Annotated in this window: 21 protein-coding genes; 8 read left to right on the top strand and 13 right to left on the bottom strand. The window is 68.4% G+C overall.

Going from position 1 to position 21,147, the window contains the following annotated elements:
• Positions 1 to 20 precede the first annotated feature (20 nt).
• From SK571_RS26485 to SK571_RS26475, 3 genes are all read right to left on the bottom strand, one after another.
• Complete coding sequence (locus tag SK571_RS26485; protein WP_319986786.1) at positions 21 to 578, bottom strand: ArsR/SmtB family transcription factor; 558 nt, start codon at positions 576 to 578, stop codon at positions 21 to 23.
• Between the two features lie 66 nt (positions 579 to 644).
• Complete coding sequence (locus SK571_RS26480) at positions 645 to 1,136, bottom strand: hypothetical protein (protein WP_090071217.1); 492 nt, start codon at positions 1,134 to 1,136, stop codon at positions 645 to 647.
• A gap of 46 nt (positions 1,137 to 1,182) precedes the next feature.
• Complete coding sequence (locus SK571_RS26475) at positions 1,183 to 2,697, bottom strand: phytoene desaturase family protein (RefSeq protein ID WP_319986785.1); 1,515 nt, start codon at positions 2,695 to 2,697, stop codon at positions 1,183 to 1,185.
• Positions 2,698 to 2,762: 65 nt separating this feature from the next.
• On the opposite strand from SK571_RS26475, the gene fdhD reads away from it, so the two are divergent.
• From fdhD to SK571_RS26460, 3 genes are read left to right on the top strand one after another with little or no spacing between them, the layout of a single operon-like run.
• On the top strand, positions 2,763 to 3,590 hold the full coding sequence (gene fdhD / locus SK571_RS26470) for a formate dehydrogenase accessory sulfurtransferase FdhD (RefSeq protein ID WP_319986784.1): 828 nt from the start codon (positions 2,763 to 2,765) through the stop codon (positions 3,588 to 3,590).
• The gene (locus SK571_RS26465; protein ID WP_319986783.1) at positions 3,577 to 4,707 is read left to right on the top strand and encodes a CaiB/BaiF CoA transferase family protein; all 1,131 of its coding nucleotides are present in this window, start codon (positions 3,577 to 3,579) and stop codon (positions 4,705 to 4,707) included. The genes fdhD and SK571_RS26465 overlap by 14 nt, the downstream gene beginning before the upstream one ends.
• A 39-nt stretch (positions 4,708 to 4,746) precedes the next feature.
• Complete coding sequence (locus tag SK571_RS26460) at positions 4,747 to 5,625, top strand: alpha/beta hydrolase (RefSeq protein ID WP_319986782.1); 879 nt, start codon at positions 4,747 to 4,749, stop codon at positions 5,623 to 5,625.
• Here SK571_RS26460 and SK571_RS26455 read toward each other — a convergent pair.
• The 8 genes from SK571_RS26455 to tig all read right to left on the bottom strand — a co-directional run bounded on the left by SK571_RS26455 (position 5,622) and on the right by tig (position 13,533).
• Positions 5,622 to 6,920: a serine hydrolase domain-containing protein gene (locus SK571_RS26455; protein ID WP_319986781.1), complete on the bottom strand. Its 1,299-nt coding sequence runs from the start codon at positions 6,918 to 6,920 to the stop codon at positions 5,622 to 5,624. The two genes, SK571_RS26460 and SK571_RS26455, sit on opposite strands and share 4 nt — an antisense overlap.
• Positions 6,917 to 8,191 (bottom strand): serine hydrolase domain-containing protein, encoded by a 1,275-nt coding sequence (locus SK571_RS26450; protein ID WP_319986780.1) that lies wholly within the window; start codon positions 8,189 to 8,191, stop codon positions 6,917 to 6,919. Before SK571_RS26450 ends, SK571_RS26455 begins: the two co-directional genes overlap by 4 nt.
• Entirely contained in the window at positions 8,155 to 8,373 is a 219-nt protein-coding gene (locus SK571_RS26445; protein WP_319986779.1) for a hypothetical protein, read from the bottom strand. Before SK571_RS26445 ends, SK571_RS26450 begins: the two co-directional genes overlap by 37 nt.
• 122 nt (positions 8,374 to 8,495) lie before the next feature.
• Positions 8,496 to 9,074 (bottom strand): RBBP9/YdeN family alpha/beta hydrolase, encoded by a 579-nt coding sequence (locus SK571_RS26440; RefSeq protein WP_319986778.1) that lies wholly within the window; start codon positions 9,072 to 9,074, stop codon positions 8,496 to 8,498.
• Positions 9,075 to 9,139: 65 nt separating this feature from the next.
• The gene (clpX, locus tag SK571_RS26435; protein WP_266037726.1) at positions 9,140 to 10,420 is read right to left on the bottom strand and encodes an ATP-dependent Clp protease ATP-binding subunit ClpX; all 1,281 of its coding nucleotides are present in this window, start codon (positions 10,418 to 10,420) and stop codon (positions 9,140 to 9,142) included.
• Positions 10,421 to 10,749: 329 nt separating this feature from the next.
• Positions 10,750 to 11,364 carry an ATP-dependent Clp protease proteolytic subunit gene (locus tag SK571_RS26430; RefSeq protein ID WP_188134676.1) on the bottom strand — a complete coding sequence of 205 codons (615 nt, stop codon included), beginning with the start codon at positions 11,362 to 11,364 and terminating at the stop codon, positions 10,750 to 10,752.
• Between the two features lie 35 nt (positions 11,365 to 11,399).
• Positions 11,400 to 11,987 (bottom strand): ATP-dependent Clp protease proteolytic subunit, encoded by a 588-nt coding sequence (locus SK571_RS26425; RefSeq protein ID WP_090071481.1) that lies wholly within the window; start codon positions 11,985 to 11,987, stop codon positions 11,400 to 11,402.
• Positions 11,988 to 12,186: 199 nt separating this feature from the next.
• Entirely contained in the window at positions 12,187 to 13,533 is a 1,347-nt protein-coding gene (gene tig / locus SK571_RS26420; RefSeq protein ID WP_319986777.1) for a trigger factor, read from the bottom strand.
• Between the two features lie 216 nt (positions 13,534 to 13,749).
• On the opposite strand from tig, the gene SK571_RS26415 reads away from it, so the two are divergent.
• The 3 genes from SK571_RS26415 (at position 13,750) to SK571_RS26405 (ending at position 16,577) form a co-directional block, all read left to right on the top strand.
• Complete coding sequence (locus SK571_RS26415; protein WP_319986776.1) at positions 13,750 to 14,454, top strand: hypothetical protein; 705 nt, start codon at positions 13,750 to 13,752, stop codon at positions 14,452 to 14,454.
• 198 nt (positions 14,455 to 14,652) lie between these two features.
• Complete coding sequence (locus SK571_RS26410) at positions 14,653 to 15,384, top strand: hypothetical protein (protein WP_319986775.1); 732 nt, start codon at positions 14,653 to 14,655, stop codon at positions 15,382 to 15,384.
• A gap of 293 nt (positions 15,385 to 15,677) precedes the next feature.
• Positions 15,678 to 16,577 carry a LysR family transcriptional regulator gene (locus SK571_RS26405; protein WP_319986774.1) on the top strand — a complete coding sequence of 300 codons (900 nt, stop codon included), beginning with the start codon at positions 15,678 to 15,680 and terminating at the stop codon, positions 16,575 to 16,577.
• 27 nt (positions 16,578 to 16,604) lie between these two features.
• On the opposite strand, the gene SK571_RS26400 is transcribed toward SK571_RS26405, so the two are convergent.
• Complete coding sequence (locus SK571_RS26400; protein ID WP_319986773.1) at positions 16,605 to 17,594, bottom strand: LacI family DNA-binding transcriptional regulator; 990 nt, start codon at positions 17,592 to 17,594, stop codon at positions 16,605 to 16,607.
• A gap of 112 nt (positions 17,595 to 17,706) precedes the next feature.
• On the opposite strand from SK571_RS26400, the gene SK571_RS26395 reads away from it, so the two are divergent.
• A complete protein-coding gene (locus tag SK571_RS26395) occupies positions 17,707 to 18,960 on the top strand; it encodes an ABC transporter substrate-binding protein (protein WP_319986772.1) in 1,254 nt (417 codons plus the stop codon).
• Between the two features lie 7 nt (positions 18,961 to 18,967).
• Entirely contained in the window at positions 18,968 to 19,837 is an 870-nt protein-coding gene (locus tag SK571_RS26390) for a carbohydrate ABC transporter permease (protein WP_319986771.1), read from the top strand.
• 89 nt (positions 19,838 to 19,926) lie between these two features.
• Here the strand turns inward: SK571_RS26390 and SK571_RS26385 are convergent, their stop codons facing one another.
• Positions 19,927 to 21,042: an RNA-guided endonuclease InsQ/TnpB family protein gene (locus SK571_RS26385; protein WP_319986770.1), complete on the bottom strand. Its 1,116-nt coding sequence runs from the start codon at positions 21,040 to 21,042 to the stop codon at positions 19,927 to 19,929.
• Positions 21,043 to 21,147 lie beyond the last annotated feature (105 nt).

Below are 21,147 nucleotides of genomic sequence, written 5' to 3'. Positions count from 1 at the left end.
AGTTCTCCTTCAGCGGGCTGTTATTCGGTGGCGACGGTGAGACTCAGGAACACCCTGACGGGCTTGGCGCCTTCCGGACGCAGCGACTCGTCGGTCCTGCGCTCGTCGTACTTGTTCAGCACCGCCTGCAGCTCCGCGAGGTATCCGGCGGTCTCCTCGGCAGTGAGGAACTTGATGCGCCCTTCCGTGCCGACGGACCTGCGCCAGTCCTCCGGCAGGTGCTCGCGCTGACGAAGGCGCTCACGCGTGCGCTCGAACTCCTGGTCCAGGTAGGCCATCGCCGCGGCCTCGGCCGCCATCGCCGCCTCGCCTTCCAGCCCTTCCGGCGAAATGGACTGGCGGCCCCGCACGATCTGCCACGGCTTCTGCCTGCCAGGACCTTCGACCTCCGTGACGAAGCCGTACTTGGCCAGCATGTTCAGGTGGTAGGAGCAGCTCGCGACGCTCTCACCCAGCTTCTCGGAGCATTGCGTGGCGGTGCGCGGCCCCTGCTCGGTGAGCAGCTGGATCAGCTTCCACCGGAACGGGTGCGACAGCGCACGGAGCGCTTTGGGGTCACTGAGCGGAGCTTCCGTCATGACCCCAAGGTACGGGTATCAGGAAGTCTTTAGCAAGGTTTCTTGATATAGAAGTCCTGATGTAGATCACCAGTCGGGCGAGTTGCGCGCTACGGCGGTCACGAGTGGCAACGACTCGATGACCGGCACCCGCAACAACTCCGCGGGCACGTCCGGGTCGCGCACGGGCTCGATGAGCTCACGCAGCAGCGCGCCGACGACGTCGTCCGCGGACTGGTCGACCTCGTGGATCAGGTCGCGCAACTGGTCCGCGGCCTCGTTGAGCACGCGCGGCCGTTGCGGATCCTCCAGCATCAACGCCGCCAGCCGCAGCACGCGGCGGCAGGTGCGCAGCCGAAGGCTCCTGCTCGCGGACTCCCGCGTGCCCGCGAGGCCCAGGCGGCCGCGCGTGCGTTCGATCCACGGCTCGACCGTCTCGCGCCGCCAGATCGGGCCGGACGCGAGTTCCGCATCCGGCTCGGGAATGCCGTGCGAGCGTCGCTTGCGCCACACAGCCACCAACTGCCGACTGAGCCCCATGGCGTCGGCGATCTCCGCGATCCCGTAGAAGTCCCCCACGCCGCAACTGTAACCAGAGATGACGCGGAGTGTCATCAAAAATGTCTCAAATGCGTTCGAGCACCGCCTGCGCCGCGTTGTGGCCGCCGATGCCGCTGACCCCGCCGCCGCGCCGGGAGCCCGCACCGCAGACGAGAACGTTGTCCACGTCGGTCTCGACGCCCCACTTGCCGACCTGGTCGTCGGTCTCGGCGAACGGCCAGTCGAGCTCGCCGTGGAAGATGTTGCCACCCGGCAGGCCGAGCTCGGACTCCAGGTCGAGCGGAGTGCGCGCCTCGATGCACGGGTCGCCGTGGGCGTCGACGGCCAGGCAGTCCTGGATCGGCTCCACGAGGTGGGCGTTGAGCTGGTCGAGGTAGCGCTGCACCAGTTCGTCGCGCAGCTCGGTGTTGCGGCCCTCGAACAACGACGCCGGCAGGTGCAGGCCGAACAACGTCAACGTCTCGTGACCCTGAAGCGACGGCCCGAGGATCGACGGGTCCGTCAGCGAGTGGCAGTACATCTCACCCGGCAGCACCGACGGCACCTGACCGGCGGCGCTCTCCAGGTACGCGATCTCCAGCTGGTCGTAGGACTCGTCGAGGTGGAACGTGCCGGCGAACGCCAGCCGCGCGTCGACACCGGACCTCAGCTCGGGCAGCTTCCGCAACAACATGTTGATCTTCAGCTGGCAGCCGGGAGCGTCGTGGACCTCCCTGCCCCGCAAGCGTCCCAGCACCGACGGCGCCACGTTCGAGAGCACGAACCTGGCCTCGACCGTCTCGTCCCCGTACGCCACCGAGGCGGTCCTGCCGTCCGACTCGACGGACGTGACCTCGGCGCCGGTGACGATCCGCGCACCGGCCTCGCGCGCGACCCGTTCCAGCTCGGCGGTGACCGCGCCCATGCCGCCGACCGGGACCTTCCACTCCCCTGTCCCGTTGCCGATCACGTGGTAGAGGAAGCACTTGTTGGCGCGCAACGAATGCAGCGACGAGTGCGTGCCGATCAACGCGTCCGTGGCGACGACGCCGCGCACCAGGTTGTCCTCGAACAGTTCCTGCAGGGTCGCGCCGATCGGCCGTTCGAAGACCTGCTCCCACAACCGGCCGCGCGCCACCGCGTCGACGTGCACGCGCAGGTGTTCGCGGGACACCAGCGGTTCCAGCAGAGTCGGCGCCAGGGCCTGCGCCAGCAGCTCCAGGTCCGCGTACCAGCGCTGCCACCGCTCCCAGTCGTCGAGCGACCCGCACACGGCCTCGAACGACTTCACGGTCGCCTCGCCCGGTGAGCGTTCGACCAGCAGCCCGCCCTTGCCGTTCGGCGTGTAGGACGAGGCCGCACGGGACTTCAACGCCAGCTTCAGCCCCAGGTCCGACACGATCTGGTCGGGCAGCAGCGAGACGAGGTACGAGAAGCGCGAGAGCCGGGCGTCGACGCCCTCCCACGGTGAGGCGCTCACCGCCGCCCCGCCTACGTGCGGCAGCTTCTCCAGCACCCTGACCGACTTCCCCGCCCTGGCGAGGTACGCGGCCGCCACCAGCCCGTTGTGGCCGCCCCCCACGATCACGACGTCGTCCATGCCCCGGAATCCCTCCCACGTAGCCTGGTCGGTGGGGAACATAGCGGTCCGAAGGAGATGTGCACATGGGCCGAGTGACGGTGCGCCGAGCGGTCGAGCGGGTGTCGCCGAGCGGGCGTCGCCGCAGAGTCGACGCGCTCGCCGCCGAGGAACCCCTGGAGCTGCGGGTCAACGGCAAGGCTCTGGCCGTCACGATGCGCACGCCGGGTCAGGACGTGGAGCTCGCGCACGGCTTCCTGCTCAGCGAGGGCGTCATCGGGTCGTCGGAGGACATCTCGATCGCCCGGTTCTGCGAGGGCACCGGGCCGGACGGCATGAACACCTACAACGTGCTGGACATCGCGCTGGCCGAGGGCGTGCCGCCGCCGGACACCGGGGTGGAGCGGAACTTCTACACCACGTCGTCGTGCGGGGTGTGCGGCAAGGGCGCGCTGGACGCGGTCAAGCTCAAGACCCGCTACACCCCCGCGCTGGACGAGGTCACGGTCACACCCGAGGCGCTGACGGGCTTCCCGGACGCGTTGCGGGAACGGCAGAAGGTCTTCGAGAGCACCGGCGGGCTGCACGCGGCCGGGCTGTTCGTGGACGGTGAGCTGCTGGTCGTACGCGAGGACGTGGGCCGGCACAACGCCGTCGACAAGGTGCTGGGCTGGGCGGTGCTGCAGAACCTCGTGCCGTTGCGCGGCGCGGTGCTGATGGTGTCCGGGCGGGCGTCGTTCGAGCTGGTGCAGAAGGCCGCGATGTCCGGGATTCCGATGCTGGCCGCGGTGTCGGCGCCGTCGTCGCTCGCGGTCGAGCTCGCCGAGGAGCAGGGCATGACGCTCATCGGCTTCCTGCGCGGCGACTCGATGAACGTCTACACCGGTGGGGAGCGCGTGGTTGAGACCGCTTGACGGCGTCGTGGTGGTGAGCCTGGAGCAGGCCGTCGCCGTGCCGTACGCGACGCGGTTGCTGGCCGATCTGGGCGCACGGGTCATCAAGATCGAGCGGCCCGGGGCAGGCGATTTCGCGCGCCACTACGACTCGTCGTGCGGCGAGGTGTCGTCGTACTTCGCGTGGACGAACGTCGGCAAGGAGTCGGTGTCGCTGGACATCACCCACCCCGACGGCCGTGAGGTGCTGGACCGGCTCGTGGCGCGGGCGGACGTGCTGCTGTGCAACCTGTCGCCGCGGGTGTGGCAGCGGCTGGCCCTGGAGCTGCCGCCGGAGTTGATCGTCGGTGAGCTGTCCGGTTACGGCTGGGACGGCCCGTACGCGGACCGCAAGGCGTTCGACGCGCTGGTGCAGTCCGAGGCCGGGCTGGTGTCGCTGACCGGCGAGGGCGACGTGATGGCCCGGGCCGGCATCTCGGTCGCGGACATCGCGGCGGGCGTCCAGTTGCACGCGGCGGTGCTGGCGGCGTTGCTGCAACGCGGCCGGACGGGTGAAGGCGCGCGGCTGCGGTTGTCGCTCTTCGAAGCGATGGCCGAGTGGATGCACCAGCCGATGCTCTACGCCGCCGGCACGGGCGCCGCGGCCCCGCGCTCGGGTGCGCACCACCCGAGCATCGCGCCGTACGGGCCGGTGGCCTGCGCGGACGGTGCCGTGCACCTGGCCGTGCAGAACGACGGGCAGTGGCAGCGCCTCTGCGAGCTGATCGGGCTCGCGCCGCAGGAGAGGTTCGCCACAGTGGCGTCCCGCGTGGAGCACCGGGCAGAGCTGCAGAAGCTGCTCGAACGGGCGTTCTCGGACGTCACCACAGCCGAGTTGCTGACCACTTTGGACGCCGCCGACGTGCCTGCCGCGCTGACCCGCCCGATCACTGACCTGCCCACCCACCCGCAGCTCGGCACGTGGGTTGACGTGCGGGTTCCCGGCGGAACGGCGCGGATGCTGCCGCCGCCGGTGGCCGGTTTCGAGTGGTCGCCGGGTGCGGTCCCGGCCCTCGGCGAGCACAATGACGCCGTGCTGAGCTGGCTGGGCTATTCGGGTGAGGAACGAACTTCCTTACGCGTGCGTTCCGTCCTCTGAGAAGGAAACGAGGAACGGTGCCCACGCGATGAGGTGAGCATGGGGGAACCGAGGTACAGCCGCCGCACCCTCCTCGCGGCTATCGGCGTGGTCATCGCGACAGCCACCGGCGTCGCGACGTACGTGTCGTCGCCCACCGCCGTCGAGCGGCATGTCGCGACGGCCGACAAGGTGCGGGCCACGTCCGCCGCGAAGCCCGCGATCCGCTTCGAGCGCGCGTACTCGGCCGCCCGGCATCGCGAGGTCACCCTCGCCTTCTACCTGCCGGCCGGCGCGAACGCCCGCGGCCTGCCGATGTCGATCCTCCTGCACGGCCTGCACGGCGACGCCAGGCACGCCGCCGTGGGCAACCTGCCCGAGGTCCTGGCCACCGCCGTCGCGAAGGGCTCGGTGCCCGCGTTCGGCTTCGTCGCGGTCGACGGCGGGGACAACTACTGGCACGAGAACGTCCCCGGCGACGACCCGATGGCCATGCTGCTCGACGAGGTGCCGCGCTGGCTCAAGGAACGCGGCTACGGCGAACCGTTCGCGGTGACGGGCGTGTCGATGGGCGGCTTCGGTTCGCTGCTCTACGCGAGGCGCAGGGCCGAACGCGGCGACCCGGTCGCGGCGGCCGCGGCCATCTCCCCCGGCCTGATCACGACGTGGCCGGAGATGGCCAGGCGGCGTGCGTTCAAGAACGAGGGCGAGTGGGCGTCGCTCGACCCGCTGCGCCACCTGAAGTCCACCGGATCGACCGCGCTGGGCGTGTGGATCGGCGACCGCGACAGGTTCATCGAGGGCACCCGCCGGTTCATCCGCGAGGCGCGGCCCGAGGTGGGCACGGTGAAGGCCGGCGGGCACGACGACGGGCTGTACCGCAAGGTGACGCCCGACGTCGTGCAGTTCCTCGCCAAGTACGCGAAGCGCGCCGTCTAGACGCGGACGGCTGCCCTGCCCCAGTGCAGCCACTTCACGCGGTTCTGCTCGTCGCGTCCGCACAGGACGACCACCGAGTGGTACCCGCCCTCCTCCTCGACGGCGATCAGCGCGTCGTCACGCAGCCCGGTGAACTCGTGCTCGTCTTCGTCGACGAAGGACTTCCAGGTGGGGTCGAGGGCCACGTACCGCAGCTTCACCCGGCCCCCGTCGCCTTCGGTGATGTGCGCCTCCAGCCCGGTGGACCGGTAGACGCCGACGACTTTCTCGACGTCGACCGGCACCGGCATCAGCGGCGGCGTGGGAAGATCGGGCACGGTGACGCCCGCCAGGTCGCCCAGCACCTTCTCGTAGACCGCGCGCACCAGCGGCACGGCCTCTCCGCCGTTGGTGAGGACCGCGATCGCGAGTCCGGCTTCTGGAACCACCCGCAGGAAGGCCCGGAAGCCCAGGGTCGATCCGGTGTGGCCTATTCCGGAAACGCCGCCGGCGTAGTCGTGCAGCGCCCAGCCGAGCCCCTGCTTGGCGCCGTACCCGAAGTCGGGCGGCACGACCTGAGGGTCGCGCATCGCGTCGAACTCGCTGGTGCCGAGGTGCATCCGCACGAACTCCAGCAGGTCGCGCGCGCTCATCGCGAGCACCGTCCCGGCAGGAGCGTCGCCCTCGGCCATCAGCTTGTCGGCGGGCTTGGGCTCCTTGCCCGGATGTCCCGTGGCGCACTGCTGGGTGGCGTACTCGGCGTGGCTCGCGGCGGCGGTGCGCAGGCCGAGCCGCTCGATGAGGCGTTCCCTGAGCACGACGCGGAACGGCTTGCCGCGCAACACTTCCACGATCCGGCCGAGCAACGTGAACCCGCTGTTGCAGTACGTGTAGAGCTCACCGGGCGGCACCTGCTGCCGCGCGTCCGCCATGCGCTCGACGTACTTCTCCAGCATGTCGTCACCGTTGCCGGTGTCGTGGAAGAGATCGCCCTCGAAGCCCGCGGTGTGCGTGAGGAGGTGCCGTGGCGTGATGATCCGCGCGGCCTGCTCGTCGGCGAGCGCGAACTCCGGCAGCACATCGCGCACCGGGCGGTCGAGGTCCAGCAGGCCCTCGTTCACCAGTTCCTGGACGAGCGTCGCCGTCCAGATCTTGGTGATCGACCCGATCTGGAAGATGGAGTCGGTCGTCACCTTCTCGCCGGTGACGTTGTTCAGCACACCTGCTGCCATGTCGACGATTTCGCCGTTGTGCAGCACGGCGACTTGGGCGCCTACGACGCCGTGTTCCTCGACCAGCTCGTCCAGCTTGATCATGTTTCTCCCCCAGGAGGTTCCCAGATCCGGGCGGCAGCCCGCCCGAAGTGCACCAGATCGCCCATCAAGACCAGCACGGTGTGCGGTCTCTCCAGGGCGATCACCGCGTCGTCGCGCAGAGCCACGAACTCGCGCTCCTCGCCGTCGAGATCAACCCGCACGCGGCCGTGATCTGCCTGCGTGACAACCACTTCGTGGCCAGCGCAACGGTAGGAGCCGAGGAAGCGCTCGTTCACCGGCTCGGGCGCGTCGGGCGGCGTCGGTGGCTCCGGCCTGCGCACGCCGGCGAGTTCGCTGAAGACGTTCTCGATGACGTGGTCGAACACTTCGCGTGCCGCGCCGCCGTTGGTCAGCAGGGCGACCGCGATCCCGCGCTCCGGAGCGACCCGCAGGAACGAGGCCAGGCCCCTGTTGGCGCCGTGGTGGCCGATCACCGGGCCGCCGGAGTAGTCCGGCAGCTCCCAGCCCAGGCCCCAGGAGGCGCGATTCCCGAAGTCCGGCAGCAAAACCTGCGGCTCGCGCATCACCGCGAACGTCGGCGTCGCCAGGTGCATGCGCGCGAATGCGAGCAGATCCCGTGCGCTCATCGCGAGCGCGGACCCTGCGGGCCAGTCGGATTCCGGGCCTGGATCGGTCACCGGCCGTCCGTCCTCGTGCCCGACAGCGTGCGATGCGGTGCGTTCCGCGTAGGTCGTCGCGACGGTGAGCCGCAGCGGCGCTGCCAGCCGTTCTTCGAGGACAGCGTTGAAAGGCTTGCCCCGCAGCACTTCCACGATCCGGCCCAGCACCGTGAAGCCGCTGTTGCAGTACGACCACAGCTCGCCCGGCGGCGCGATCTGCGCGGCGTCGGCCAGCCGTGCCACGAACTTCTCGACCGCGTCGTCGCCCGAGCCGGTGTCGTGGAAGAGGTCGCCGTCGAGGCCCGACGTGTGGGTCAGCAGCTGTCGCGGTGTGATGACCGGCCGGAAGCCGGGCAGAACGTCGCGCACCGGAGCGTCGAGGTCGAGCCTGCCCTCGTTCACCAGTTCCTGGACGAGCGTCGCCGTCCAGACCTTGGTGATGGAGGCGATCTGGAAGAGCGACTCCGTCGTCACCGGCGCACGCGTGCCGGCGTCCAGCACTCCTGCGGCCGCGTCGATGATCTCGCCGTCGGCCAGCACGGCGAGCTGCGCGCCGACGACGCCGTGTTCCTCCAGCAGTTCGGGCAGCCTGCTGGCGATCCACTCGGCGGCGTTCACCGCCGCACCGCCGCCCTGCCGAAGCGCACCCATCCGACCTGGTCACCGCGGCGGACCAGGCGGAGCACGGTGTCCGGCTCGTACCGGACCCGCACCCGGCCGGCCGCGGCGGCGGCGCCTCCGTTGGTGAGGACCGCGATCCGCTGCGTCCCCGCGACGGGCAGGTGGCCGTCCGCGATCTGGTGGCCTGGGTGCTCGTCGTAGTGCGTGGCCACGTTCGTCAGGCCTGGCACGACGTAGCCGGCGTTGCGGCGCAGGCTGCCCGAACTCGTCGCGGAACACGGCGTTGATGCTGCGAGTCGCTTGCTCTGTTCACGTTCCCCCCAGAAAGTGATCGCTAGCGCGGTGAGAGCGGCACCGTCTTCGACCGCACCCACTTGAGCGCCGCGGGCCACTCCCCGTAGCCGGCGTCGATGTTGATGTGCCCGGCACCGGGCAGGACGTCGATCTCGATCCGCAACGCCTCGGCCAGCTCCTTCGCGGCCTGCATCGAGCAGTGCGGGTCGCCCTCGCCCGCGACGAGGCGGGTCTCGGTGGCGGCGCGGCGCAGGTTCGCCGGGTCGAGCGGGGCCGGGAAGAACGACTTGATGGCCGGCTCCGGGTGGTCCAGCGCCGGTGGGGCTACCAGCAGCACGCGGTCCACGTGGGCGATGGACTCGCGGGCCGCGTGGTGCAGCCAGAGGTAGCAGCCGAGAGAGTGCGCCACGACGACGCGTTCGCGGTCGGCGGGCAGCGCTTCGAGGTGGGTGTCGAGTTCGCGCAGCCACGTGTCGCGGTCGGGTGCCTCCGGGCTGCTGAAGTGCGGCAGGTCGGCGAGGCCACCGTGCTCGGACACCGTCTGGGCCAGCCAGCGCTGCCAGTGGCCAGGGCCGGAACCGGTGTAGCCGTGGAGCAGGAGCACGTGAGGCAGCGACATGGCTCCACCTTAGAACGAAGAACGGCCCCGGCAACGAGTTGCCGGAGCCGTTCCAAGAAGATCACTTACGCGGACTTCTCCCGGCGTTCCCGGCGCGAGGGCTGCCGAGCCACGATGGTCGGGTTCACGTTCTCCTTCACCGTCTGCTCGGTGATGACGACCTTGGCGACGTCCGTGCGGCTCGGGATGTCGTACATCACCGGGAGCAGGACCTCTTCCATGATCGCCCGGAGGCCACGAGCACCGGTACCGCGCAGGATCGCCTGGTCGGCGACCGCTTCGAGCGCGGTCTTGGTGAACTCGAGCTCCACGCCGTCCATCTCGAACAGCTTCTGGTACTGCTTCACCAGGGCGTTCTTCGGCTCGGTGAGGATCATCACCAGGGACGGCTTGTCGAGGTTCGTGACGGAGGCGACCATCGGCAGACGCCCGATGAACTCGGGAATCAGACCGAACTTGATCAGGTCCTCCGGCATGGAGTCGGCGAAGAAGTCCGACGACTCCACCTCGGCCTTGGAGCGGACCTCGGCACCGAAGCCCAGACCCCGCTTGCCGACGCGGTCCTGGATGATCTTCTCCAGACCCGCGAAGGCACCGGCCACGATGAACAGCACGTTCGTCGTGTCGATCTGGATGAACTCCTGGTGCGGGTGCTTGCGGCCGCCCTGCGGGGGCACCGAGGCGGTGGTGCCTTCCAGGATCTTCAGCAGTGCCTGCTGCACGCCCTCGCCGGACACATCGCGCGTGATCGACGGGTTTTCACTCTTTCGAGCGATCTTGTCGACCTCGTCGATGTAGATGATGCCCGTCTCGGCGCGCTTCACGTCGTAATCGGCGGCCTGGATGAGCTTCAGGAGGATGTTCTCGACGTCCTCACCGACGTACCCGGCCTCCGTCAGCGCTGTCGCGTCGGCGATGGCGAACGGCACGTTCAACATCTTCGCGAGCGTCTGCGCGAGGTAGGTCTTGCCGCACCCCGTCGGGCCGAGCATCAGGATGTTCGACTTCGCCAGCTCGACGCCGTCGTCACGACCCTCGCGCCCGCGGTCGCCCGCCTGGATGCGCTTGTAGTGGTTGTAGACGGCGACGGAGAGGGTGCGCTTGGCGTCACTCTGTCCGATGACGTACTGGTCGAGGAACTCGTGGATCTCGGCGGGCTTCGGCAGCTCGTCGAGCTTCACGTCGCCGGCTTCGGCCAGCTCCTCCTCGATGATCTCGTTGCAGAGATCGATGCACTCATCGCAGATGTAGACGCCGGGGCCGGCGATGAGTTTCTTCACCTGCTTCTGGCTCTTTCCGCAGAAAGAGCACTTCAGCAAGTCGCCGCCGTCACCGATACGCGCCATGACCGCTGACCTATGTCCCCTCCGGCGCACACCTGCTGTAGTGCGCCTGCTGACTTGCTGTGGCAGTCCCACTGGCTGTGGGTGCTGAGCCCGTTCTCCTGACGGTACCTGGCCGACCCCGTTTCAGGGGAGGACCCGCGTCCCCCGACGCGCCGATCAGGCCGGACAACCGGTCACATCGGCGTGTCGGGCGGGTGCACGATGCCCTGGGGCTGGGGATTTTCCCAGCCACCAAGACAAGGTCCGGCGTCTGGGACGTCCCCAGACGAACACCGGGCGGCGGGCGAGGCGAGCGTTCTTCGCGAACGCACCTCACCCACCGTCGCCCGTCAGGACTTGGCGGAAAGCTTGCGGTAGGGCAGCACCGTGTCGACGATGCCGTATTCCTTGGCCTCTTCGGCCGTCAGGATGCGGTCGCGCTCGATGCTCTCGCGAACCTCCTCTGCCGTCCGGTTGGTGTGCCGCGCGAGGGTGGACTCCATCAGGCGGCGCACGCGCTGGATCTCGTTCGACTGGATCTCCAGGTCGGACACCTGACCGTACGCGCCTTCCATCGAAGGCTGGTGGATCAGGATTCGCGCGTTGGGCAGCGCGTGGCGCTTACCAGGCGTTCCAGCCGCAAGCAGCACGGCCGCGGCGGAGGCCGCCTGGCCGAGGCAGTACGTCTGGATGTCCGGGCGGACGAACTGCATGGTGTCGTAGATGGCCATCAGCGAGGTGAACGAGCCACCCGGCGAGTTGATGTACATCAGGATGTCGCGGTCCGGGTCCTCGGACTCGAGCACGAGCAGCTGCGCCATGACGTCGTTCGCCGAAGCGTCGTCAACCTGCACGCCGAGGAAGATGATGCGCTCCTCGAAGAGCTTGTTGTACGGGTTCGACTCCTTCATGCCGTAGCTGGTGCGCTCCACGAACGACGGCAGCACGTACCGCGACTGAGGCATGTGGAACTGGCTCACTTGAGGTCTCCTAGCTGACGTCAGTTGTTCGAGTCGCCGACGGGCTGGGCCCTGGTGACGACCTTGTCGACGAAGCCGTACTCCAGCGCTTCCTGCGCCGTGAACCAGCGGTCGCGGTCGGAGTCGCGGGTGATGGTCTCGAGGCTCTGCCCGGTGTGCTCGGCGATGAGCTCGGCCATCTCGCGCTTGGTGCGCGTCAGCATGTCCGCCTGGATCGCGATGTCCGCGGCCGTACCACCGACACCGGCCGACGGCTGGTGCATGAGGATGCGGGCGTGCGGGAGCGCGTGGCGCTTGCCGGGCGTGCCAGCGGAGAGCAGGAACTGCCCCATGGAGGCCGCGAGGCCCATCGCGTACGTGGCCACGTCCGGCTGGATCAGCTGCATCGTGTCGAAGATGGCCATGCCCGCCGTGACGGAACCACCCGGCGAGTTGATGTAGAGCGTGATGTCCTTGTCGGGGTCCTCAGCGGCGAGGAGCAGCAGCTGAGCGGTGATCTGGTTGGCGATGCCCTCTTCGACCTGTGATCCCAGGACGATGATTCGCTCGCGGAGCAGCCGCTCGTACACCGAGTCGTTGAGGTTCATCCCGGCGGTCACCGACCGCATCTCGGGGGTCGGGAAGGAGTGCTGCGTCACGTCTGCCTGCCTAACTCCAGGTGGAACGAATCTGGAAGCGAAAAACTCTCTGCGATCGACCTTAACGAAGGCGGGCGGCGTCAGATGCCCGACACCGCCCGCGTTCGCTATCAGCTGTATTTCCGGAGCTCGCCCACTCGCGGGGGAAGGGCGAACAACTCGGTCGTCGCTACTCCTGGCCGTCCTCATCGGACTTCGTCTCGCCGAAGAGCTCCTCGAGGTCCAGCTTCTGGCCGGACGAGTCGCTGACCTCGGCCTGGCGCACGACGCTCGCGAGCGCCTTGCCGCGGCGGACGTCGGCGAAGATCGCGCCGAGCTGACCGGACTGCTGCGCGCGCTTGACGTACTCGTCCGGGCTGATGCCGAAGCGCTGGGCCTGGTAGATGATCCGCTCGGTCAGCTCGCCGTCGGACACCGTGACCTGCTCGGCGTCGGCGATCGAGTCGAGCACCAGCTGCGTCTTGACGGCCTGCTCGGCGGCCTTGCGCAGCTCGGCGTCGAACTCCTCCTCCGACTGACCCTGCTCGGTCAGCCAGGCGGCGAACTTCGCGTCGTCGTGGTCGAAGGCGTGCACGGCGTCGTGCTTGCGCGCGTCGATCTCGCCCTGGACGATGCCCTCGGGCAGCGGGACCTCGGTGGTCTCCAGCAGCGCCTCGAGGACCTTGTCGCGCGCCTGCACGCCCTGCTGCATCTTCTTGACGCGGGCCAGGCGGGTCTGCAGGTCGCCCTTGAGCTCGTCGAGCGTGTCGAACTCGCTGGCGAGCTGCGCGAACTCGTCGTCGAGCTCGGGGAGCTGACGCTCCTTGACGCTGCTGAGCACGACGGTGACCTCGGCCTCGCGGCCCTCGTGCTCACCGGCGACGAGCGTCGTGGTGAAGGTCTTGGTCTCACCCTCGGTCGCGCCGACGAGCGCCTCGTCGATGCCCTCGACGAGCTGGCCGGAGCCGACCTCGTAGGACAGGCCGCTGGTGCGGGCCTCCTCGACCTCTTCGCCGTCGACGGTCGCGGACAGGTCGACGATGACGAAGTCACCGGTCTCGACCGGGCGGCTGACACCGGTCAGCGTGCCGAAGCGGGCGCGGAGCTCGTCGAGCTGGGTGGTCACGTCCTCGTCGGTGACCTCCTGCTCGTCGACGGTCACGGCGAGCTCGCCGAAGGCGGGCACGGTGATCTCGGGACGGACGTCGACCTCGGCGGTGAACTCGAGGGTCTGCCCGTCCTCGATCTTGGTGACCTCGAAGTCGGGACGGCCGAGCGTGCGCACCTCACCCGCGTTGACGGCCTCCAGGTACTTGGCCGGGATCGCCTCCTGGATGACCTCGTCCAGCACCGGAGCGCGGCCGATTCGGTTCTCCAGGACCTTGGCGGGGGCCTTGCCCGGACGGAAGCCGGGGATGCGGACCTGCTTCGCGAGCTTCCGGTACGCCTGGTCGAAGTTCGACTTGAGCTCGTCGAACGGCACCTCGACGTTGATCCGGACCCTCGTCGGGCTCAGGTGCTCGACGGTGCTCTTCAACGTGGACTCCTCGATACGAACAAGAACGTGCAAGACAGCCGGTACCGCCACTTCGGGACGCCCGGATTCCCAGCGAGTCTAGGCGAGACCCGCGCTGTGACCGCCGCCACCCCGCTTTGGGCCGGTGACAGGCTCTTGCCCCTGCCGATAGCGTGGCCCTCAGCGGCCCATCGGTCCGCTCTGGGGGCTTCGAACACACCGTCCTGGGGGACACGCATGTCCAAAACTTCTTTCGGCCTGCTCGCCGCCGCTCTGCTCGGCGTCGTCACCGCACCGACCGCCGCCGCGGCGACGCCCGAGGCGACCGTCGCCGCCTACGTCTTCACCGACGGCACCTCCACCGAGAGCCTGACGGCGGAGAACGCCGATCTCACCGCCCCGCTGCTCGCCTCCGGCTACACCGCCGCCCACCCCGGCTGGGACCTCCGGCTGTCCGACGAGGCCTACGCCCCCGCGACCATGCCCGTGCTGGACTACCGCGCCAGGGCTTCCCACACCGCGACCAGTGCCGGCGCCGGCACGAGTGGCTACATCTCACTGGTCGACGGCGGCAGCGTTCCGTTCGCCGTGGTGAGGCCCCACAGCCGCAGCGTGTCCTGCACCGTGGACGGCCCGCTCTTCACGGGCGGTGGCGGCGGCTACGGCGTGTGGGTGCGCGGGACCTCGGGCGCGCTGGAACTCGTCGACGTCGACGCCACCGGCTCGACCACCGCCGCTCCCGCAGGGCAGGCGGGCGGTGCCCACGTCCCGACCACGGTGAAGGTCAACAGGTACTCGGCGGTCGGCCAGCTCTCCGGCTACTCCGCGTTCGCGAAGTACGAGGGCCGCCCCAAGGCCGGCACCCTGGGCTGGGAACTGGAGATCACCCAGGGTGCTCAGACCTACCGCGTCCTCGTCGGCGCCGTGGCCGCCTCCTGCTAGTTCCGCACCACGACGGCCGCCACCCGCAGCGGGCCGGCGGCCGTCGTTCGCACTCCCGTCGTCCACGACCTGCTCGTCGGCGGCGGTGCCCGCGCGGCCTGACATCCGCCCGAGAGCGGACTGCGAGGCGTGGGCGATCGGCTTTCCGGTAGCGGTCGGGGTGACCGCCACCGCCAACCACATCACTGGGGGATCACCATGGCGCACAACCGTTCCAGACTTCTCGCGGCAACGGCCGCCGGCGCGATGCTGCTCGGCCTCACGACTTCGGCGGCCCAGGCGGCCGAACCTCGTGAGGCCACCGCTGTGCTGTACGCGTACATCGGCAGCACCGGCCAGGAATCCCTGGCGATCGAGAACCAGCGCTGGAGCCAGCCGCAGCACGTGGCGGACCGCACTCCCGCGCACCCAGGCTGGTCGATCCACCTCTCCGACGAGACGGTGGGCGCCGGCCTGCCGAGGCAGGACATCCGGGCCAACGCGGGCCAGGGCGAGACCTACCGGACCTTCGCCTGGACGCAGGGCTTCCTCTCGATCGTCGACGGGAACAGGGCCGGCACGCCCTTCCTGGTCTTCAGGTTCGGCGGGGAGAACGTCATCTGCGAGGGCTTCGTCGGCTACGAGCTGCCTCGGCTGTTCGTCCGCAAGCTCAACGGCGAGCTGTACGAAGCGACCGACCTGACCAAGCCCGCGGTCGCCGAGAACGTCACCCCCGCCGACTCCACCTCCCGGAACTCGTCCGCCACCGTCGAGGTCAAGCGAGTGACCTCGGCGGCGCAGATCGCCCCGTACGGTCCGCTCGCGAAGTACGCGTCCCGCGATCGCGTCCGCACGGACGGTTACGAGCTCGTCCTGACCGTCAGCGACGCCGTCACGGGCGGGCCCAGGACCTACCGCCTGCTGGCGGGCGCTCAGGCCGTCTCCTGCTAGATCCGCACCCCCCGAACGACGCCGTCACCCACCCGGGTGGCGGCGTTGTTTTGTTCGCCTGGCGAAAGGCTTAACTGAAAAGAGTCGCCCAGCTACGGCCCGTAAAAGCGCTCCGCGCAATTTCACTCTTTCGGCCGCAGCCACCTTTCGCGACCGATCAAGATGACTCCATAAGCACCAATCTCGCCTGCGCGGCGGACAGGTAGCGTTACTGCTCCCGCACCATCCGTAACAGGACCACGGGAACGAACGAGAAAAAGTCGTCGCACCGTTTTACCCCGAGGATCCGCCTGATGGAGACACGCCAGCTTCTCGCGTTCACGACCGTGGTTCAGACAGGGAGCTTCACCAAGGCCGCTGCCACGCTCAACTGCTCGCAGCCGACCATCACCACCCGCATCAAGGCGCTGGAGGAGGCCCTCGGCGTCGTCCTTTTCCGACGCCTCCCCAGAGGTATCCAGATGACGTCCGCAGGCGTGGAACTCCTCCCGTTCGCGCGAAACATCATCAACCTCACCGAAAAGGCCCGAAAAGCCATCACGATGAACGGCGAGCCGCACGGCAAACTCGTCATCGGTTCCGCACAGAGTTTGACCGACTACCGTCTGCTACCGCTCATCGAATACATGTGCTGGCGCTACCCGTCGGTCCAACTCTCGTTGCACTCGCGCAACGCGCTGAACAACCTGAACTCGGTGCGCGACGGCCAACTCGACTGCGCCTTCTTCATCGGCGCCATCGAACCGCGTGAGGGCCTGGAGACCACGGTCCTCTGCCCCGAGCCGTTGGTCATGGTCGCGGGCCCGAACCACATGCTCACCCAGCGCCAGTCGCTGGCCGAGGACGACATCACCAGCAGCACCCTGATCCGGGCCGAGAACGGCGCCTCGTACCACGAGCTGTTCGAACACTCCCTCGGCTACGACGACACCCGCGCGCCGGTCCTGGAACTGGACTCGGTGGACGCCGCCAAGCGGGCGGTCGCGTCCGGCCTGGGCATCGCCCTGATGCCGGAGGTCACGGTGTCCTCGGAACTGGCCGACGGCAGGTTGGTCCGCTTGCCCTGGTCCCCGACGTTCCGCGTCTACACGCAGTTCGGCTGGCGCCAGGACAACTCGACGAACCCCGCGGTGACGGCCCTGGTCTCGGCGGCGGCGCAAGTGGTGAGCGACCAGGTCGCCTCCCTGACCTGAGGTGTGGGTGGGGTGCCGCCACCCCACCTACCCCACCGGCGCCGGCCCGGAACTCCCCCGCACCACCAGTTCGGGCAGCACGTCCTCGACATCGGTCGGCGAAGCCCCGCCGATCACGGCCACCAGCGCCCGAGCCGCCCGAGCCCCGAACGCGAACGTGTCCCGGGACAACGCGGTCAACCGCCCGTGCTGGCACAGCACCGAGTCGTCCCAGGCCACGATCGACAGCTCGGACGGCACGGAGACTCCCAGGTCGGCAGCCACCTCCGCCCCCGCCACAGCCATCACGTCGTTGTCGTAGACGATCGCCGTGGGCGGCTCGGCCATCCCCAGCAGCTCCCGCGTCGCGCGAGCCCCGGACTCCGCCGTGTAGTCGCCGGCCACCACGACACCGTCCACAACGGACGACGCGAACGCCGAGTCCCGCCGGACCGTGTGCAACAACGAGGCCAGCCCGGCCACTCGGGCGATCCGCCGATGCCCCAATGCTTTCAGGTGCTCCACAACGGAGGTCATGGCCGCGTAGTCGTCGGCCCAGACCGAGGCGAGCTCCCCGTGGTGCCCGGCACCGCCGACGACGACAGCCGGCATCCCTAGCGAGGGCATCAGCTCGACCCGGGGATCCGACACCAGCAGATCCACCAGGAACACCCCGTCGACCCGGTGCTCGGCCCACCACCGCTGGTACAGCTCGATCTCCTCCTCACGGGAGGAGACCACCTGCAGCAGGAGGGCGCAGGACATCTCGGACTGCATCCCGGCGATCAGCTGGAAGAAGAACGCCTCGTCCCCCAGGGCACGGGGCGGCCGCACCAGCACCAGCCCCACCGCGTCGGCGGACGCGGACGACAGCGCCCGAGCGGTGACCGACGGCCGGTACCCCAGCGACGAGGCGACCCCCAGCACGCGGGACCGCGTCGACTCGGACACGCCGGAGCGTCCGTTCAACGCTAACGACACAGCTCCTTTGGACACCCCTGCCGCCGCCGCGATGTCCTTGATCGTTGGCCTCTTCACCCAGTGCCCTTCGAGCGCCGCACCCTGTCCGGAACAAGACAACAAGACGTTCGGAGGCTAGCCGGAGATAAACCGGTTTAGCTAGGGTCCGCCACCAAGGAGGTGGCTTTCAATGAAGAGGCGCACGTTCCTCGCGGGCCTGGCGGCGGTGCCCGTCGCAGGATGCGGACTGTCCGGCACGTCCAGCACGTCCGCAGGCGGAACCGGCCAGGTCACGGGTGAGATCACCTTCCAGACCTGGTCCCTCAAGCCCAAGTACACCGACTACGTCAACGGCGTCGTCGACGCTTTCCAGAAGCAGCACCAGGGCACCTCGGTGAAGTGGGTCGACCAGCCCGCGGACGGGTACCTGGCCAAAGTCATGGCGGACGCGAGCGCGGGGAGCCTTCCCGACGTCATCAACGTGCCGCCGGACCTGAGCTTCCCGCTCGCCAGGGCCGGCCAGCTCGTCAACCTCGACGAGTCGCTCAAGGACGCCAAGCCCGAGTACCTCGGCAACGCCTGGCAGGCGTTCGAAATCCCCGGCAAGGGCGGCTGCTACGGCTTCCCCTGGTACCTCAACACCGGTCCGATCTTCTACAACAAGGCGCTGTTCAGCCAGGCGGGTCTGGACCCGAACAAACCGCCGACGAACTTCAAGGAACTCGAGGAGCAGGCGCTCAAGCTCGCCGAGAAGAAGATCGCGATCCTCGGCCAGACCCCGAGCATCGCCGACTTCGGGCTGTACGGCGTGAAGCTGTTCGAGAACGACAAGTTCACGTTCAACGAGCCCAAGGGCGTCGAGTTCGTCGAGAGCTACAAGCGCATGTACGACGCGGGCGCGCTCATCCCCGAGGCGCTCACGCAGAACTACACCGGTGCCGGCGCGAAGTTCATGGCGCAGCAGACGGCGCTCAACCCCGGCAGCGCGTACGACCTCGGCAAGTTCAAGACCGACGCGCCGAGCCTCTACGCGAACATCGGCATCACCACGCCCATCACGAACACGGGCAGCGCCAACATGTTCCTGCACGGCGTGAGCGTGCCGAAGAGCAGCAAGAACCAGGCGACGGCGCTGGCGTTCGGCAGGTTCGTCACCAACGCCGAGAACCAGGTGAAGTTCGCCAAGCTCGCCTCGATCTTCCCGTCCACGTCGAAGGGTGGCGACGACCCGTACTTCACCACGGAGGACGGCACCGACGAGGCGCGCGTGCGGGTGGCCGCGGCCAAGCAGCTGAAGACCGCGGTGAACTACACGCCCGTGCAGTTCAGCGACCAGATGCGCGAAGCCCTTCTGCAGCAGCTGGCCGACGCCATGCTCGGCAAGAAGTCGCCGAAGCAGGCCTTGGACGACGCAGTCGCCGAGTGCAACCGGCTCCTCAAGTAGGCCGTACATGACTCATCGCCCGTACACACCGTGGCTGTTCCTGGCCCCAGGACTGGCCGTCTGCCTGCTGTTCATCATCTTCCCCTTCCTGAACATGATCGTGCTCGCGTTCACGGACGCGAGCGCGCTGGGCGGCGGCCAGTTCACCGGTGTGGACAACTTCGTGCGGATGGCCCAGGACCCGAAGTTCTGGGCCGCCGCGCGCAACAGCGCGCTGTACATGGTGGGCGTCGTCCCGCCGCTGGTGCTGTTGCCGCTGCTGATCGCGATGCTCGCGCAGAAGATCGTGCCGGGCATCGGGATCTTCCGGACGGCGTTCTTCACGCCGGTGATCGCGTCCACGGTCGTGGTCGGGCTCATCTGGACGTGGCTGCTCGACAGCCGCGGTCTGGTGAACAACGTGGTGGAGGCGTTGGGCGGCAGCAGGATCGGGTTCCTCACCGACTCGACGCTGTTGCTGATCAGCTCGATGGTGGTGACGATCTGGCGCGGCCTGGGCTACTACATGGTGATCTACCTGGCGGCGCTCGCGAACGTGCCGAAGGACCTGCACGAGGCCGCGATGGTCGACGGCGCGGGGCCGGTCAGGAGGTTCTGGTCGGTCACCGTGCCGAGCATCAGGCCGACGATGGTGCTCGTCGCGGCACTGAGCGCGGTCAACGGGTTCCGCGTGTTCTCCGAGATCTACCTGCTGTCGGGCGGGTCCGGCGGGCCGGGCGGGGCGAGCACCACGCTGGTGATGCTCATCCAGCTCACCGGCCGCGGCCTGACCGGTGAGGTCGGGTACGCGTCGGCGCTGAGCATCGTGCTGTTCGTGATCCTGCTGGGGTTGCTGCTGGTCACCCTCAAGCTCAACCGCAGGGAGGACCGGCTTTGACTTCTCGCCAACCCAAAGGGCTGGGATCCACACCTACCTTCCGGCAGGCAGCGCTTCCGCGCTGTGCCTCACGGCACGGGGTTCCTGTTTCACCGCCGACCGCAGCAGGGAGTGCCCTGCTGTCTGACGTCCACTCCGCAGGCATCACCCGAGTCGCCTCGGGCTACGGCTCGACCAGCCGCAAGGATGTTCTTCGCCGCGTTGATGTCCCGATCGTGCCGGGTGCGGCATCCCGGACACGTCCAGTGCCGGGTCGACAGAGCAAGTTCGGACAGCCGATAGCCACAGCCCGAACACGTCTTGCTAGACGGGTGCCAGCGGTCGATCACAACCAACTTACGCCCAACTCGAGCGCACTTGTAATCGAGCTGGCGCCTGAACTCATACCAGCCCGCGTCCGAAATGGAGCGGGAGAGGCGGCGGTTGCGAACCAGCCGCTTGACCGACAAGTCCTCGATCGCTATGAGATCGGCGGAGCGCACCAGCCTCGTGGTGGCGCGATGCAGGAAGTCCTGCCTGGCGTTTCGAACCTTGCGATGGGCACGGGCAACCTTCGCTCTCGCCTTGTCGCGATTCCGGCTACCCCGCTGACAACGGGCCAATCGACGTTGATAGCGGGCGAGGTTGCGAGCCTTGCGTGCGAGATGACGGGGGTTGGCGATTCGATCACCGTCACTGGTCACCGCGAGGTCGATCAAACCGAGGTCGACGCCAATGGCGTGGCCGGTCGGCGCTGCCGCGGGAGCCTCGTCAATGTCTACAGCGAACGTGACGTACCAGCGGCCGTCAGACTCGCGCGAGACCACGACCATCGTTGGGTCCAATTCAGCGACGTCTGCCTCGAACGACCACACGAATCGGAGTGGCGCTGCGGTCTTGGCGAGTGCGAGCAAGCCCTCGCGCATCCGGAACGCCGATCGTGTGTAGTGAGCACTCTGGCGACCGGCACGAGACTTGAACCTCGGGTAGCGGGCATGTCGGGCAAAGAAGTTCTGGAAGGCAGTGTGCTGATGGCGCAGCGTCTGCTGCAGCGGTACCGAGGAGACCTCCGAGAGAAACTCGAGTCCCGCCGTCCTTTTCCATTCAGTCAGCGCGGCGTCGGTCTCACGATACGAAGTGCGAGTGCCGCCGGCCTTGTAGCGGTTGCTGCGTACGTTCAGAGTCTTGTTCCAGACGAGCCGCACACACCCGAACGTGCGCTTCAACATCGCAGCTTGTTCGAAGGTCGGGTAAGCCCGACACCTGTACGCCGTTCGCACGCTCCACAATGTACAGCCCCAGAGGGGGCGATCACGGTGCCGGATCACGGG

The organism is Lentzea kristufekii (assembly GCF_033949925.1).
In the GTDB taxonomy this organism is placed as follows: domain Bacteria; phylum Actinomycetota; class Actinomycetes; order Mycobacteriales; family Pseudonocardiaceae; genus Lentzea; species Lentzea kristufekii.
This window is presented reverse-complemented; position numbering and strand designations above follow the sequence as displayed.

Excerpts from the sequence above, each read along its gene's own strand:
- SK571_RS26485 (WP_319986786.1), bottom strand. The coding sequence starts at position 578 with ATGACGGAAGCTCCGCTCAGTGACCCCAAAGCGCTCCGTGCGCTGTCG.
- SK571_RS26475 (WP_319986785.1), bottom strand. The coding sequence starts at position 2,697 with ATGGACGACGTCGTGATCGTGGGGGGCGGCCACAACGGGCTGGTGGCG.
- fdhD (WP_319986784.1), top strand. The coding sequence starts at position 2,763 with ATGGGCCGAGTGACGGTGCGCCGAGCGGTCGAGCGGGTGTCGCCGAGC.
- SK571_RS26460 (WP_319986782.1), top strand. The coding sequence starts at position 4,747 with ATGGGGGAACCGAGGTACAGCCGCCGCACCCTCCTCGCGGCTATCGGC.
- SK571_RS26455 (WP_319986781.1), bottom strand. The coding sequence starts at position 6,920 with ATGATCAAGCTGGACGAGCTGGTCGAGGAACACGGCGTCGTAGGCGCC.
- SK571_RS26450 (WP_319986780.1), bottom strand. The coding sequence starts at position 8,191 with ATGGGTGCGCTTCGGCAGGGCGGCGGTGCGGCGGTGAACGCCGCCGAG.
- SK571_RS26440 (WP_319986778.1), bottom strand. The coding sequence starts at position 9,074 with ATGTCGCTGCCTCACGTGCTCCTGCTCCACGGCTACACCGGTTCCGGC.
- clpX (WP_266037726.1), bottom strand. The coding sequence starts at position 10,420 with ATGGCGCGTATCGGTGACGGCGGCGACTTGCTGAAGTGCTCTTTCTGC.
- SK571_RS26430 (WP_188134676.1), bottom strand. The coding sequence starts at position 11,364 with ATGCCTCAGTCGCGGTACGTGCTGCCGTCGTTCGTGGAGCGCACCAGC.
- SK571_RS26425 (WP_090071481.1), bottom strand. The coding sequence starts at position 11,987 with ATGCGGTCGGTGACCGCCGGGATGAACCTCAACGACTCGGTGTACGAG.
- SK571_RS26415 (WP_319986776.1), top strand. The coding sequence starts at position 13,750 with ATGTCCAAAACTTCTTTCGGCCTGCTCGCCGCCGCTCTGCTCGGCGTC.
- SK571_RS26410 (WP_319986775.1), top strand. The coding sequence starts at position 14,653 with ATGGCGCACAACCGTTCCAGACTTCTCGCGGCAACGGCCGCCGGCGCG.
- SK571_RS26405 (WP_319986774.1), top strand. The coding sequence starts at position 15,678 with ATGGAGACACGCCAGCTTCTCGCGTTCACGACCGTGGTTCAGACAGGG.
- SK571_RS26395 (WP_319986772.1), top strand. The coding sequence starts at position 17,707 with ATGAAGAGGCGCACGTTCCTCGCGGGCCTGGCGGCGGTGCCCGTCGCA.
- SK571_RS26390 (WP_319986771.1), top strand. The coding sequence starts at position 18,968 with ATGACTCATCGCCCGTACACACCGTGGCTGTTCCTGGCCCCAGGACTG.